At 57.1% G+C, this 14,126-nt stretch carries 12 protein-coding genes; 3 read left to right on the top strand and 9 right to left on the bottom strand.

Going from position 1 to position 14,126, the window contains the following annotated elements:
* The 7 genes from pgaA to AB7E65_RS07935 form a co-directional block, all read right to left on the bottom strand.
* Positions 1–2,350 (bottom strand): poly-beta-1,6 N-acetyl-D-glucosamine export porin PgaA (pgaA, locus tag AB7E65_RS07965; protein WP_428745614.1); only part of this gene is annotated, 2,350 nt, incomplete at its 3' end.
* Positions 2,351–2,493: 143 nt separating this feature from the next.
* A complete protein-coding gene (locus tag AB7E65_RS07960; RefSeq protein ID WP_428745615.1) occupies positions 2,494–4,707 on the bottom strand; it encodes an ATP-dependent helicase in 2,214 nt (737 codons plus the stop codon).
* A complete protein-coding gene (locus AB7E65_RS07955; RefSeq protein WP_236718900.1) occupies positions 4,700–6,409 on the bottom strand; it encodes a chloride channel protein in 1,710 nt (569 codons plus the stop codon). Before AB7E65_RS07955 ends, AB7E65_RS07960 begins: the two co-directional genes overlap by 8 nt.
* A gap of 325 nt (positions 6,410–6,734) precedes the next feature.
* Entirely contained in the window at positions 6,735–7,922 is a 1,188-nt protein-coding gene (locus AB7E65_RS07950) for an FprA family A-type flavoprotein (protein WP_072286839.1), read from the bottom strand.
* A 142-nt stretch (positions 7,923–8,064) separates the two neighbouring features.
* Entirely contained in the window at positions 8,065–8,226 is a 162-nt protein-coding gene (gene rd / locus AB7E65_RS07945) for a rubredoxin (RefSeq protein ID WP_072286838.1), read from the bottom strand.
* An 86-nt stretch (positions 8,227–8,312) separates the two neighbouring features.
* Complete coding sequence (rbr, locus tag AB7E65_RS07940; protein WP_072286837.1) at positions 8,313–8,849, bottom strand: rubrerythrin; 537 nt, start codon at positions 8,847–8,849, stop codon at positions 8,313–8,315.
* Between the two features lie 245 nt (positions 8,850–9,094).
* Positions 9,095–9,508, bottom strand: coding sequence for a Fur family transcriptional regulator (locus AB7E65_RS07935; protein WP_428745613.1), 414 nt, complete (start codon positions 9,506–9,508; stop codon positions 9,095–9,097).
* 351 nt (positions 9,509–9,859) lie between these two features.
* On the opposite strand from AB7E65_RS07935, the gene AB7E65_RS07930 reads away from it, so the two are divergent.
* The 3 genes from AB7E65_RS07930 to AB7E65_RS07920 all read left to right on the top strand — a co-directional run bounded on the left by AB7E65_RS07930 (position 9,860) and on the right by AB7E65_RS07920 (position 12,962).
* The gene (locus AB7E65_RS07930) at positions 9,860–10,177 is read left to right on the top strand and encodes a cupin domain-containing protein (RefSeq protein WP_428745612.1); all 318 of its coding nucleotides are present in this window, start codon (positions 9,860–9,862) and stop codon (positions 10,175–10,177) included.
* A 318-nt stretch (positions 10,178–10,495) separates the two neighbouring features.
* Positions 10,496–11,446 carry an NlpC/P60 family protein gene (locus AB7E65_RS07925; protein WP_428745611.1) on the top strand — a complete coding sequence of 317 codons (951 nt, stop codon included), beginning with the start codon at positions 10,496–10,498 and terminating at the stop codon, positions 11,444–11,446.
* A gap of 202 nt (positions 11,447–11,648) precedes the next feature.
* A complete protein-coding gene (locus AB7E65_RS07920; RefSeq protein ID WP_072286835.1) occupies positions 11,649–12,962 on the top strand; it encodes a CDP-alcohol phosphatidyltransferase family protein in 1,314 nt (437 codons plus the stop codon).
* 172 nt (positions 12,963–13,134) lie between these two features.
* On the opposite strand, the gene AB7E65_RS07915 is transcribed toward AB7E65_RS07920, so the two are convergent.
* Both AB7E65_RS07915 and AB7E65_RS07910 read right to left on the bottom strand, forming a co-directional pair.
* Positions 13,135–13,476, bottom strand: a complete 342-nt coding sequence (locus AB7E65_RS07915; RefSeq protein WP_072286834.1) for a zinc ribbon domain-containing protein YjdM — start codon at positions 13,474–13,476, stop codon at positions 13,135–13,137.
* A 304-nt stretch (positions 13,477–13,780) separates the two neighbouring features.
* Positions 13,781–13,981, bottom strand: coding sequence for a cold-shock protein (locus tag AB7E65_RS07910; protein WP_072286833.1), 201 nt, complete (start codon positions 13,979–13,981; stop codon positions 13,781–13,783).
* Positions 13,982–14,126: the final 145 nt, after the last annotated feature.

Raw genomic sequence — 14,126 nt, 5'->3', positions numbered from 1 at the left:
AATATTCCCAGACATGCTCATAACGCAAAGCTGCCGTCGGGTCGATGCCGAAATCCTGTTGCCAGTAACCGCCCACACTGACGGCCAAACGGTTGTGAAAAGAAAAACGATAATCGCGGTAAAGGAGCCAATCATTGGCGAGGGTCAGGGTGATGTCGGCATCCCGGCGCGGGTTGAAATATGGGGCATCGTGCTCGCTATTGGCCGAGGTATAAAACTCGAGAAGACCGTCAAGGCGATAGTGCGGCCGCACAATCAGCCCCTGCTCCACACCACCGAGAAGACTGTAGCGGAAATTTCCGTCGCTGAAATCCATGAATCCGGCATGCAGCCAGTAGCACCGCAGTTCATCGCGGCGGTAGTGGGCGCCAAGGCTCGCGGAATCGGCACGGATGCCATGCTTGAGGGCGCGCAGAGGGGTGTCGCGGCTGAACAGTTCGATTTCGGCGGGGAACGACCAAATGTCGTCCGGCATCCATACGGCCGCCAAACGCCCGCCCATCTTTTGACCGCCGGAAACATTCCAGGTCATTTCGGCCGTTCCCTGAACGTGCCGGTGGCGGTATTCGATGCCCGCTCCGAAGCGCTGCAGGGTTTTATGCCCCTCGGGAAACGAGGCCTGATCGAGATAGGTTGCGGCAAACCCCCGGTAGCGCGCATGCACCGGCGCGGAAAACAGGGTCGCGGCCAGAGACAGGTCGTGACTGCCGAAGGTCGATCCGCTGCTCCAGCCGGCGGCAACGGAGACCTGCAGTTCGCGCATGTTATGGGCCTGCCACAACCGTTGCAATCGCTGCACCGCCTTGTGCTCGGGATATTCATCACCCAGGGTTCCGATCAGGCCCCCGGCCTGTTCGAATTCCTGCAGATCAAGCCGGTTTTCGGCATAGCCAATGCGCAGCGGCAGATAGGCCGGGTCAAGCGCCAGGCCCATACGATAGGTTTCTTCGGCGCGCCGCGGCCATCCCCGGGCTCCGTACACACCGCCCGTTTCCCCCAGAATGTCGAGATTGGCGGGAGCCCGACGGTACAGAGGGATCAGCCGGCTTTCTCCTTCTTCCAGGTCACCGGCGAAAATCTGTCCCAACGCGGCAAGCAGCTCCGCCTCCAGTCTTTTGGGACCAGCGGCCTGCTGCGCACGAAGCGCTTCGCCAAGCTTCAGGGCCCGCTCGAAGTCCTCCTGCTCGATATAGGCATAAAACAAGCCCTGGGCGGCTTCGAAATTATCGGGCTGATGTTCCAGCGTCCGCCGATAAAGATCCGCGGCCCGGACCGGCTCTTCCAGATACAGGAAAGCGTCGGCAACGGCCTGCAGGGCATAAGGCGGCAGTTCCACACATTCGGCCTGCAATAAACGGTATTCCTCCACCACACGGGCCATTTCCACCCGATCGCGCAGCGCCACCAAACGATCGATACGGGCCCGTTGGACAAAGGCCTCCCCACCGGGAAGATCTGCCCTGGCCGCCTGCTCATTGGCATTCAGCAAGTTCAGCGCACGGTCGGTTTCGGCAAACCGCTGCCCGGGAAGTTCGCTGCCGTGACGGCCCCATCGGGTAACCAGCGCCGCCTGGTCGGCTCTGAGACGATGTCGCTCCGCTGCATTCAGCAGGCCCGGATGCTGGCTCGCCAGGTCGTCGGCCATAAAGGGTTCACCGATAGCGGCCAGGGCGAGGATCTCAAGTCGCTGGGCCCGCCGCGCCCCGGGTTGCCAGCCCAGAATGCGCTGGTAGCACTGCAGCGCGGTTACATAATCGCCGCGCCCTTCCGCCGCATAGGCTATGGCGTACTGTATCCCGGCATGGCCCGGGTAGATTTGTTCGAGGGATTTGGCCAGGTTGGCGGCTTCCTCGTGTTTCCCGGCATCCACCAGGGTGTAGAGCAGGCCTTCACGCAGGGACAAAGCCGTGCCGAAGCGGCCGATGCCAAGCCGGTAAAGGGATTCGGCCTTATCGAAAAGCTTCTGCTGGCGCAGGGATTTGGCAGCCGCCTCAAGCACATACAGGGGAATTTGTTGCGGGTCCACCTGTTCGAGCAGGGCAAGCGCACGGGCATCTTCCCCCGCCCATGCCAGCACCACAAGGTAATCGTAAAAAAGGGATGGATCGGCTGGATTGTTGCGATGCAGTTCATCAAGCAACGGCAGAGCCGCGGCATGGTCACCCCGCCGCGCGGCTTCTACCGCCTGCCGGTGACGAGGATCCGCCGGGGAAGCCCCTTCGGCTGAAAAAGACAGCAGCCACAGGGCCACCAGAAACAGAGAACCGACCCGGCGGCAGCCAGCAAACAGCCGCCGCATGCATACCACCCTCTGCCGAAAACCTCCGGGCGAGCCGCTGACATCCCCCATGGCAATCCCCCCTGGGTCATCGCTCCGGGAAGCGGACCCCGGCAATTCCGACCCCTGAAAATTAATATAACCACATGAAACTAAAGTTCTGGAATGGTAGCAGAAAAATGTTTCTATTTCATCATCGAAATCAACCACAACGGTCAGGCCGGCTCCAGACCGGCAAATCTGACCAGCAGTTTCTTAAGACCAACCCCGGGAAATTGAACCGTGACTTTCTGTCCGTCACCGGCACCTTCCAGACGACGGACGATGCCGACACCGAATTTAATGTGCCGCACCTTCAGTCCGATGCGCAAACCTTCTTCGGCCTCGGGCACCACATGCACATCGTCGAAAACCTCAACAGCATCGTCCCAGGGGGACGGCTCGATCTGCTCAAAAACCGATGCCAGGTTATGCATGGCCGGCTTTTGCGGGACCGGCGTCTGTTTTTCGCCGCGTAGACGGGAAGGAATTTCACCCAGAAAACGGCTGGGGGGATTGTACTGATAGTCGCCATAGATACGACGGCGGCGGGCATGGGTCAGGTAGAGCTTCTGCATGGCGCGGGTCATGCCGACATAGCAGAGGCGGCGCTCCTCTTCAACGTCATCGCGCTCACCGGCAGCCCGGCCATGGGGAAACATCCCCTCCTCCATGCCGGTGATGAAAACCACGGGGAACTCCAGCCCCTTGGCGGCATGCAGGGTCATCAATGTGACCCGGTCAAGGCTGGTGTCATAGGAATCGAGGTCGGTAACCAGCGCAACCTGCTCAAGATATTCCTGCAGCGAGCTTTCCTTGGACAGATGCTCCTCCATGCCGGCCAGCAACTGTTCGAGGTTTTCCAGCCGGCCCCGGGCTTCTTTTTTATCCGCCTCGGTTATGGCGGACTGTGCTTCTTCGCGCAAAGCGGGAAGATAGCCGGATTCTTCCAGCAGTTCCACAGTTAGCTGCGGGAATGGCACGTCTTCCAGACGCCGGGAAAAATGCTCCATGAGATTGACAAAGGCGGTAACCTTGCCGGCCGCGGCCCCCTTGATGTCACCGCGTTGCAGACACATTCGGCAAGCGGCAAGGAAACCTCCGGCCTGTTCTTCGTAAGCGGCAATGCGCCCGATGGTGACGGCACCAATGCCCCGTGCCGGCACATTGACGATCCGCCGGGCGGAAAGAGAGTCGGCGGGATTGGCGAGAGTTCGCAGATAAGCCAGGGCGTCCTTGATCTCCATGCGCGAGTAAAACTTCACCCCGCCAACCATAATGTACGGCAAACCTTCGCGTACCAGGGTTTCCTCCAGAACGCGGGACTGGGCGTTGGTACGGTAAAACACCGCCACGTCACGCAAATGCCGGCCATTGCTGCGCAGGCGGGAAATCTCGCCAGCGACAAAACGGGCTTCTTCGAGGTCGTCAGGCATCGCCTCGATGCTCAGTGGTTCGCCGACCGGATTGTCCGTCCAAAGGGTCTTGCCCTTGCGGCCCGTGTTACAAGCCACCACCTCACCGGCAGCCTCAAGGATCGTGGCCGAGGACCGGTAGTGCTGTTCCAGTCGAATCACACGGGCACCCGGGAAATCACGTTCGAAATTAAGGATGTTGCCAATCTCGGCGCCACGCCACGCATAAATGGACTGGTCATCGTCACCGACCACGCACAGATGGCGGCCGTCGGCGGCTAATTGGCGGACCATTTCATATTGCACCTGATTGGTATCCTGGAATTCATCGACCAGCAGATGGGCGAATCGGTGGCGGTACGCATCCCGAATGGCGGAATGTTCGCGGAACAGACGCACCGTTTGCAGCAGCAGATCGCCGAAATCAAGGGCGTTGGCCTGCCGCAGGTGTTTCTGGTACAGCGCGTAGACCTGCGCCACCTGCTCGGCACGGTGGTCATGTTCCGGGTATTCTTCCGGCAGCAGCCCGCGATTTTTTGCCTGGTCGATGGCCGTGGCCACCGCGCGGGGCTTGAGTTGCTTGTCGGATATATGCAATTCCGCCAGGCAATCCCGCAGCAGGCGCTGTTGATCCTGATCATCGTAGATGCTGAAGTCGCGTCCATAACCGAGAGCCTCGCCGTCACGACGCAGAATGCGCGCACAGGCAGCATGAAAAGTGCTGATCCACAAGCCGTCGATATTGCCGACCAGACGCTGCAAACGTTCGCGCATTTCAGCTGCGGCCTTGTTGGTAAAAGTCACCGCCAGCACCTGCCAGGGTTCCACCTGCTGCTGCTGAATCAGATAGGCGATGCGGTGGGTCAGGGTGCGGGTCTTGCCCGACCCGGCGCCGGCCAGGATCAGCAGCGGGCCTTCATCGTGCAGAACCGCCTGCCGCTGGCATTCATTGAGGGAGGTCAGCAAATCATTCATCATCGTCCTCCTCCATGGAACGCACCATCAAGGCCCTGTTGTAGGCCGACACCATATCCCGCCGGCTGACAATGCCCAGCAGCCTGCGGCCATTTCGCTCATCGACCACCGGCAATTGCTCGATATTGCGATAACCGATCTTGCGCATGGCCTGATCCAGATTATCCTCGGTGTTGACGGTGATAACATCGAGGGTGGCCAGTTCCTTGACCACCACCAGATCGAGCAGATCCCCTTCGAACACCACGCCCATGAAATCCTGGACCGAAAGGATTCCGGTAAGCTCGCCTTTCTGGTTGACCAGGGGGAAATTGGTATGCCGGGTGGTAGCGATGAAATGATTGAATTGCCGCAAGGTCATGTTTTCCGGAATCGATTCGGGGTCCCGGGTCATCACATCGCCGACCCGCAGCGATTTCATGATATTGCGTTCCTTGCCAGCCTCAAGGCTGATGCCGGCGCGGGACAGCTCGACGGTGTCGAGGCTGTCCTGCTTGAGATGTCTGCTGATGGCGGTGCCCACCACGCAGGACAGCATGATGGGAATGATCAGATTGTAGGAACCGGTCATTTCGAACAACAGGAAAATCGCCGTCATCGGCGCATGGGTCGCCGCCGCGAGAAACGCGCCCATGCCGACCAGCGCATAGGGCCCGGGGGCCGACACCGTGCCGGGGAACAAGAACTGCAGCAGTTTCCCGTAAGCCCCGCCGGTAACGGCGCCGATAAACAGCGAAGGCGCAAAAAGACCACCGGGCAGACCAGAACCCAGCGTAAGGGACGTGGCCACGGCCTTGACCACAATCAGACTGCCCAGCAGCAGCAAAGCGCCGTCACCGAGCAATACCTTTTCGATCACCTCGTACCCGTTGCCGAATATCTGGGGGAAAAAGACGCCGACGAGCCCCACCAGGGCGCCGCCGCATATCGGCTTCACAAGACGGTGCATCTTGAGCGCGGCGAAGCGATCAACGATGCGGTAATGGGCGGTAATGAAGCACACGGCAAGGATCCCCACCAGCAAACCGAGAACCAGATAACCGGCCAGTTCCCAGGGATGGGCCAGCATGTACACCGGGGCACGCAGTGCCGGAAGATTCCCCAGCAAGGCGCGGGAAACAACCGTGGCAATACCGCTGGAGATGACCACGGAAGTAAAACTGGTCAGTTCGAAGGATGACAGCAGCACGATTTCATGTGCGAAAAACACTCCCGCGATGGGAGCGTTGAAAGTCGCCGCAATACCGCCGGCAACGCCGCAGGCCACCAGCAGCTTCAGCCGGTCGCCGCTGACCTTGAAAAATTGGCCGACCTGGCTGCCAATGGCGCCGCCGATCTGCGCAATGGGGCCTTCCTGCCCGGCGGAACCGCCCGCCCCCAAGGTAATGGCGCTGGCAAAGCAGCGGGTGAACATGGTGCGAACGGGGATCTTGGCGCCGCGAAGATTGACCCTTTCCAGAAAATGGGCAAAGCCAAAACGCAATTCTTTGGCAAAAAACAGCCCGAAAGGAAGCATCAGCACTCCCGCGCTGACCGGAAACAGCACCGACCACAAGCGCGCCGTGCTCCAGTGTTCAAAGGAAATATTGAAGAACTGCGTTCCCTGCTCTATCACCAGCCAATGAACCAGGTCGATGCTTTTACGAAAAACAAAGTTGCCGATTCCCGACAGGATGCCAACACCCACGGCAAGTATGGCCATGAAAGTCTGCTCACTGACGCCCAGGCTGGTCATTAAACCCGGGATGCGGCCTCGGAGCCAACTGATTATCCTTGAAACAAATGTTATGTTCGTCATGATGCGTCTCGCAATAATGGCAAGAATACCCGGGACAAGCCGGTCCCGCCGCCCTTTCCGAAAAAGCAGCGTCTCGTGCACCGGCACGGAACAGAACATACTAAAATTTCAACCTGGCTAAATCAACCTTCTTGCCTCAAAAAATCACCATTATCGGAGAACGACCGGACGCAAAACGTCAAAAGGCCGCTTTTGCAGCGGCCTTTTGGAGGATTTCTGGAAGATCACGTCAGCTTTTTTGCAATGCCTGTCCGATGCGACGCCCGAACTCCCGACAGGATGCGAGAGACTCCCGCTCCGGAACGAACTGCACACGCAAGGGCTCCTCGATCATCTGCAGACCCATGCCGGCCAGCATTTCATGCACCATTTTGGGCGCCTCGCCGCTCCATCCGTAGGAACCGAAAGCCGCTCCCAGCTTGTTGCAGGGCTTAAGCCCTTTCAGGTAGGTCAACACATCGGCCAGGGTTGGAAAGATCCCGTTGTTGAGGGTTGGCGAACCGACAATCAGGGCTCCAGCATCAAAGGCGGCCGTTACGATGTCGCTGCGGTGCACGCTGCGGGCATGCATCGGCTGGGCTTTCACACCGGCTTCCTGCAGCCCGGCGACAATCTGCCCGGCCATGGTCTCGGTACTGTGCCACATGGTATCATAAATCACCAGAGCCTCCCGCCCGGGCTGCTGTCTGCACCATTCCAGATAGGCGCCGACGATCTTGCCGGGGTCCCGGCGCCAGATGATGCCGTGGTCGGGGCAGATCATCCTGATGGGCAAGCCCGTGCCGATCAGCTTATCCAGCAGCTTCTGGATCAGTGCCGCGAAGGGCCACAGAATATTGGCGAAATATTTTTTCGCATGGGCCATGATGGCATCGCCGATTTCGTCATCGAAGCGCTCCGGCCCGGCATAATGCTGCCCGAAACCGTCGCTGGAAAAGAGAATCTGCTCTTCCTTGAGATAGCTGAACATGCTGTCCGGCCAGTGGATCATGCGGGTTTCCAGAAACTGCAGCGTCCGGTTGCCAAGGCTCAGCTCCTGACCGTCAGATACCTGCTGCAGATTCAGCCAGTCAGGAAAATGCCTGCGCAGATTTTTCAGCCCCATGCTGGAGCAATACACCGGCTTGTCCCTGCCGATTACTTCCATCAGCTCCGGCAGCCCGCCGGAATGATCCATTTCCGTGTGATTGCTTATAACCAGATCAATTTTTGACGGGTCGACGATCTGCGAAATTTTTTGCAGCAGCTGGTCTGTAAATTCCTTCTTGACCGTATCGATCAGAGCGATCTTTTCGTCGACGACAAGATAGGCATTGTAGGTGGAGCCAAGATCCGTCGAGTAACCGTGAAAATCGCGAATATTCCAATCTGTCGCACCGACTTCGTAAACCCCTTCGGCCAATTTGCGAGGTATCATGTGCTGGTCCTTCCCGTAATAAGCCACACCCGTTGCATCGATACTGAAAGACCCCCGAAAGGAGGTCCGAAAATGAGAAATTCAGCACGGCCCGGCCCTCGTTTGCCGACCGGAACCGTGCCAAAAAACCCTCGTCCCGGTATCAGCCTTCCGGGGCGAAATTAGCCTTGGAAGCACCGCAGATCGGGCACACCCAGTCTCCGGGGATATCAGAAAACGCGGTCCCCGCCGCAATGCCGTTTTCCGGGTCGCCTACCGCGGGGTCGTACACATAGCCGCAGATTTCACACACGTACTTTTGCATGGTTTTTCCTCCTCGGTTTGGTGGTGACGTCTGGATACTGGGATGAGCGGTTCTCCCGGACCGGTTGGGAGAACCGACAGACAGCATCAGAAGGTGCAGACCTCGACCTCGAAAAAGGCCTGGGGATGATCACACACGGGACAGATCCTGGACGCGGCCTTGGCATTGAGCAGATGGCCACAGTTGCGGCATTTCCAGAGCTGTTCGTTGTCCCGCTGAAAAACCGTACCGGCCTCAATCGCCTTGACGATGCGCTCATAACGCTCCTGATGCGCTTTTTCGATGCGGGCGATATTTTCGAACATGCGGGCCAGATCATCAAACCCTTCCTCGCGGGCTTCCTTGGCCATGCGCGGATACATTTCGGTCCATTCTTCATTTTCGCCGGCCGCGGCCGCCTTCAGGTTGGCCATGGTATCGCCGATTCCCTGCAGCGCCTTGAAATGCAGTTTAGCATGTTCCTTTTCGTTGTCCGCGGTCTCCTGGAAAATAGCGGAAATCTTCTCGAATCCTTCCTTTTTGGCCACCGAGGCAAAATAGCTGTACTTGTTGCGGGCCATGGACTCGCCAGCAAAAGCTTCCAACAGGTTCTTTTCGGTCTTGGTACCTTTCAATGCGCTCATTGCATCCCTCTTTTCAGTATGAAAGTTTACGATAATACAGGTCATGGGACCTGTCGGCCAAATTACCTAGTATCCATCCCGAAACTCCGGATGGATACAGCGTAGTTTTCATTTGGAGAAACGAGCAATTTTTCGTTGTGGCAAGGAAATCAAGGGGTTGCGCGGAGGCGTACATCGGTACGCCGCACAAGCAAGCCTGCGGATTGACCCCGCCACGGCGGAAAAGGGCCGTTTCCGGATGAAAACTACCTATCAATGTTGTCCCGCTGGCAGTCCTCACAGAACCCGACCAGCGTCACGGCATAATCGACAATCCTGAAACCATCTTTGGTCACCTCCGGAGGCTGCAATATGCCGAAACTTCTATCCTCATAGTCCATCACCCTGCCGCACCCGAGACAAACCAGGTGAGGATGCATAGAGGTATCGCCATCGAAATGCGCTTTGGAGTCACGGCTGTCGATTTTTCGAACCAGATCAAGCCTAACAAAGGTCTCCAGAACCCGGTAAACAGTGGTTCGGGAAATTCCGGGCAATTGACGGATCAGATCCGCATATAACTGGTCCGCCGTTGGATGATCCCGGCGGGCTGACAGCGCCCGCATTACCGCCAGCCGCTGGGGCGTCAGACTCACTCCCCGCGCCCTGCATGTTGCCATGACTTCCTGCAAATTCTTTTGTTCCGACATAATGACCTCACTGATGGTTGGTACATTATTGCATCTGTCAATTAATGTCAATAGTAATTATCACCGTTTTGATCTTTTTTTGGCCGTCCCGGAGCAAGCTCGGGGCGATTTCGTTTGGTCCCGAAAACGATAAAAACTTGACGCCGGTCAATCCCCGGAAAAGATATTGGGAGTATGGTTGAATCATCCGTGGATCAACGCAGCGAGCACAACCTGACAATCAGCAACCGGCGAGCCTCCTCCGGGCGGAGCGTAACCTCCGCGCTCTGCCCGCTTTTTTATCTCGCCGGTCCATGCATCCGCAAACAAAAGGAGTATGCCATGGAAATCATAACGCTTGAGGCGGCATCGAAAGTACCGGTTCCCTTCGATGCGCGCATCATGCACAACAGCGGTCCCGTCGAAGTCATTCATATTCTGCTGCGGCCCGGCGAAACCGTGCCCCTGCACGACAATCCTTTCGACGTTCTGTTTTATGTCCTGGAAGGCCGCGGAGAACTGACGATCGAGGATGAAGTCCAACAGGTTGGCGGCGACAGCCTTATAGAGATCCGCACGGGCACCCTGCGCGGATGGAAAAACACCGGCACCGAACCGGTGCGCCTGCTGGTCATCAAAATGACCGGCACCAAATTCTGACAATTTTGTGCAAAACAGCCCGCAAATGCCCGTTCAATGCGGGCTGTTTTGTTTTATCGCAAGACACACCCCATACAACCAGCAGGCGCTCGATTTTTCCAACGACAACAAGAAAAACCCCGATTGACGCCAGAATCTTCGAAAGAGCCAGGTGCGCACATCGGCGCTGCGACCGGCCGCGAATTTTCCTGATGACTTTTGGGAAGAAATTCTATAAAAAGAAGAGTAGTTTGAAGGGTGCCATTCGCAATCGATCGGGGACCGCCGGACAGAGGGATTCTGGCGAATGCCCCCACGACCCGCTCTGGATCTGCCTATATGAAGAAATCTCTACTCTGGATAATTGCATTCTGTTTCTGGACATCGGCCGCCGTGGCCGAGCCCGCCGCGGTTGACTCCGCCAGGGTCTATTCCATTCAACTGTTTGCCTATTCACGGCAGCCTGCTGCGGACGGCGCTGTGGAATCGCTGAAAAGCAAGGGTCTTGACGCTTATGTGACGACCAATCAGCGCGGCCTGTTTGTCGTTAGAACCGGCAGCCATGGCTCGCGCCTGGAAGCCAGACAAGCGGCGGAGCAACTGCAGAAAAACAAGCTCATCGGCAGCTTCCTGATTGTTTCAGGCCGCGCCCCGGACAATGCGGAGGTTGCTGCCCGGACAAGCGAAATTCCCACAGCCGAGGTCAACAAGACCGTCTCCACAGCGCAAGCGCCTGCCGCGGCCGCACAAGAAACCGCGACAGTCCCCCGCGTTGCCACCGATCCGGGCACCGGGACGCCCAAATCGACGGCAGACACCGGCACGCAGGCCGTCGCTGATAAAAAGTCCGCAGGATCTCAAATGATTGCCGCGCTGGAAGCCATGGCACATCAACCCATAGCTCCGCAACCGCCCGGATTCCGCGCCGCCCGGATCGCCCTGGATTTTCTGGGCGTAAAGTATCGCTGGGGCGGCATGTCCGTCGAGACCGGCATGGACTGCAGCGGCTTCGTAAAAACCGTTTACGCGCTGTGCGGCATCAACCTGCCACGCACCTCCGCCGAACAGTACCGGCAGGGCGAACCGGTGGCACGCAACGAGTTGAGTCCTGGAGATATGGTCTTTTTCGGCAACAACAAGCGTGTCAACCATGTCGGCATTTACCTTGGCGAAGGCAAATTCATTCATGCGCCGCGTTCACGCAAAACCATCCGGATCTCAAACCTGGAGGAAAGTTCCCTGCGCAAAAAATTTCTAGGTGCACGCCGCCTGCTTTTCAACGACAAGTAACGCGGTCTCGGCCTGCTGTCATGGATCATCCCGTCACTTAACCGGGCCTGCCTGCCTATCCGCACGCGGGCCCGTTGTTTTTCCAAAAATCCTACTGCACCCGCGGCATTGCCTCCCACCAGCGCTTCTGAAAACGATAGAAGGACATGGAACGGCACTGCCGAGCTGATTCTTAACCTCAAGCCAGGACTCACAAGGAGCCATGATTCCCTATAGCGCAATCCTGACCGAAATCGCCATTCCCGTTTTCATCATGCTGGCACTGGAACGCTTTGCCGTCTATTTCTTTCTCCGGACTCCCCGCCAGGTCGCATGGGTGCGACGACACAGATGGCTGCACCCCAATGCCATCAGCCGCGCTCGGTATCCCATGGGTTTCGTATCGGCAATCCTCCTGCATCTGGGTTATCCACAATGGTGCTTTCTGTTTTTTACCTTCTGGATGATCACCGACATTACCGACGGCGACATCGCCCGAAAATGCGATCTGAATACGGAAGAAGGCGCTACCATCGACCCCCTCTCCGATAAACTGATGTACGCTCCCATGCTCGTCTACCTTGCCTGGAGGGGGGCGCTCAATCCGATGCTGGTGTTTGTTTTTCTGGCTTTCGACATCACCGGGCAAGCCTCTCGGCGTTTTATCAAGGTCAAAGCCGCCAACCTCTTCGGCAAGGCCAAAACCTTCATGGTGGTCGTGCTGCTGATCGTTGTCGGCCTGGAATGGATTTACGGCCCCCTTCCAATCCTCGGACGTTCCATTTACCCGTTGATGGCTATCTGTGCGGGATTGGCCTTCTGCTCCACCTTTTTCAAAGTCATTCCCAACTACTGGTACGCCAACATTCTCAGCATTCTCAACCTGGTATGCGGCCTTGCCGGCTGCTGGGTCGTTCTGAGCGGCAAGCCGGCGGTCTATGCCCTTGGGCTGGTGTTCCTCGGCCAGTTTCTGGATCTGTTCGACGGCCGCGCCGCCGAACGCTGGGGGTCCACCCCTCGCGGCGAAATTTTTGACGATGTCGCCGACGGAACCAGCTTTGGCCTGACGGTAGGTCTGATTGTCGTGGTTTCCTTCACCAAGCTCTGGTTAGGCCTGCTGCTCGGCGGTTTTTACCTTTTTGCCGTAATCTACCGACTGATCCGGTTTGTTGTGGAAAAACGCCGTAAAGGCGTAGCCGGAGGCGTTGCGAGCTTCGCCGGTCTGCCGTCCCCGGCAGGCGCCTTGATGGCCGGCACTGCATGCGTGCTGGTTCCCAGCCAGCCCGTGGTCGGCGTTATCGTAGCCATCACCTCGCTGCTGATGATTTCGCGCGTGCCTTACCCCCATTTCGGGCGCGCCATTTTACCCAGAGTTCCCAAAATCGTCAGAGTTCTGGTTCTTGGCGCATTTCTGTTTCTGCTGGCGCTCGGAGTGCGTCGCGACCAGTATCTGATCCCGCTGCTCATCGCCTTTGCAGCCGATACCATATACCTCGTTTCACCGCTGTTTCGCCGTCAATCCGGAAATGCCGACTGAGCCGGGCGTTCTGACCAAAACAAACCGGCAGTTGCAATGACAGTGACTGCGGCGCGTCCCGGTATTTTGACCAGCCATCATGCAAAAAGGGCCCGACCTTTTTTCAAGGCGGGCCCTTTTGCATGTTCTTCGCGCGATTACCGGCAGGCGCAAGACCCGCAATGGCATGCAGCTAAACCTTTTTAACAAATTCCGATTTCAGTTTCATGGCGCCAATGCCGTCAATTTTGCAGTCGATATCATGATCCCCTTCGACCAGACGAATGTTCCGGACCTTGGTGCCTACCTTGACTACCATGGAAGAGCCTTTGACCTTCAGATCCTTGATGACCGTTACCGCATCGCCATCGACAAGGACATTGCCATGGGCATCCCGAACAATTTTTTCCTGAACTTCGTTTACAGCCGCATGCTGCCGCGGCCATTCGTGGTGGCACTCGGGACATACATACAAAGGACCATCTTCGTAGGTATATTCAGAACCGCACACGGGGCACTTGGGAAAATCACTCATTATATCTATCATCCTTGATGCTTAAGCCAAAAGAGCCGGGTTTACCGCGAACCCCCCCGGGGGAAATATACAAATGCCGTAAAAGCAGACCAACCCTAGAGCATTTCATTCCAAAAAGCAACCCGACACCACAAACAGCTCAACCTCCGGTTTTGACCTGATGCCTCCGTTTTTGGCAGCTGAACACCGCTGCCTGATCCTCCTAGGTTTTCATGAATCCAACAAATATAAATATAAAGCCCGCGCCGGTTACGGAGCGGGCTTCGTTTCATTCCTCTGGGCAATGGGGCTGCGCCCCTGGTTATCAAAGTTTTTGAACGTTTGCCGCCTGGGGTCCCTTCGGCCCCTTGACAACCTCAAAACTGACCCGGTCCCCTTCCGCCAGGGACTTGAAACCTTCCCCCGTAATTGCAGAAAAATGGACAAACACATCCGGTCCATTGTCCTGCTGAATAAAACCGAAACCTTTGGCGTCATTAAACCATTTCACCGTACCTTCTGCCATTACCGTTTCTCCTTTTTCTCGCTGTCCGAGTCTTCTGGATGGTACAAACCGATGCACAAACAAACCACCAAGGAACATACCCTTGTCATATTTCTAATGGACTTCTGTCATTAGTCAATACTCCGGGCAAGGAAAAAGTGCATGT

The organism is Syntrophotalea sp. (assembly GCF_050253115.1).
Lineage (GTDB): Bacteria > Desulfobacterota > Desulfuromonadia > Desulfuromonadales > Syntrophotaleaceae > Syntrophotalea > Syntrophotalea acetylenica.
The sequence above is the reverse complement of the archived record's forward strand: the minus strand, read 5'-3'. Positions and strand labels throughout refer to the sequence as shown.

Coding starts and splice junctions, on each gene's coding strand:
- AB7E65_RS07910 (WP_072286833.1), bottom strand. CDS start 13,981: ATGGCAGAAGGTACGGTGAAATGGTTTAATGACGCCAAAGGTTTCGGT.
- AB7E65_RS07920 (WP_072286835.1), top strand. CDS start 11,649: ATGATTCCCTATAGCGCAATCCTGACCGAAATCGCCATTCCCGTTTTC.
- AB7E65_RS07960 (WP_428745615.1), bottom strand. CDS start 4,707: ATGAATGATTTGCTGACCTCCCTCAATGAATGCCAGCGGCAGGCGGTT.
- AB7E65_RS07930 (WP_428745612.1), top strand. CDS start 9,860: ATGGAAATCATAACGCTTGAGGCGGCATCGAAAGTACCGGTTCCCTTC.
- AB7E65_RS07915 (WP_072286834.1), bottom strand. CDS start 13,476: ATGAGTGATTTTCCCAAGTGCCCCGTGTGCGGTTCTGAATATACCTAC.
- AB7E65_RS07950 (WP_072286839.1), bottom strand. CDS start 7,922: ATGATACCTCGCAAATTGGCCGAAGGGGTTTACGAAGTCGGTGCGACA.
- rbr (WP_072286837.1), bottom strand. CDS start 8,849: ATGAGCGCATTGAAAGGTACCAAGACCGAAAAGAACCTGTTGGAAGCT.
- rd (WP_072286838.1), bottom strand. CDS start 8,226: ATGCAAAAGTACGTGTGTGAAATCTGCGGCTATGTGTACGACCCCGCG.
- AB7E65_RS07925 (WP_428745611.1), top strand. CDS start 10,496: ATGAAGAAATCTCTACTCTGGATAATTGCATTCTGTTTCTGGACATCG.
- AB7E65_RS07955 (WP_236718900.1), bottom strand. CDS start 6,409: ATGGCCATACTTGCCGTGGGTGTTGGCATCCTGTCGGGAATCGGCAAC.
- AB7E65_RS07935 (WP_428745613.1), bottom strand. CDS start 9,508: ATGGCAACATGCAGGGCGCGGGGAGTGAGTCTGACGCCCCAGCGGCTG.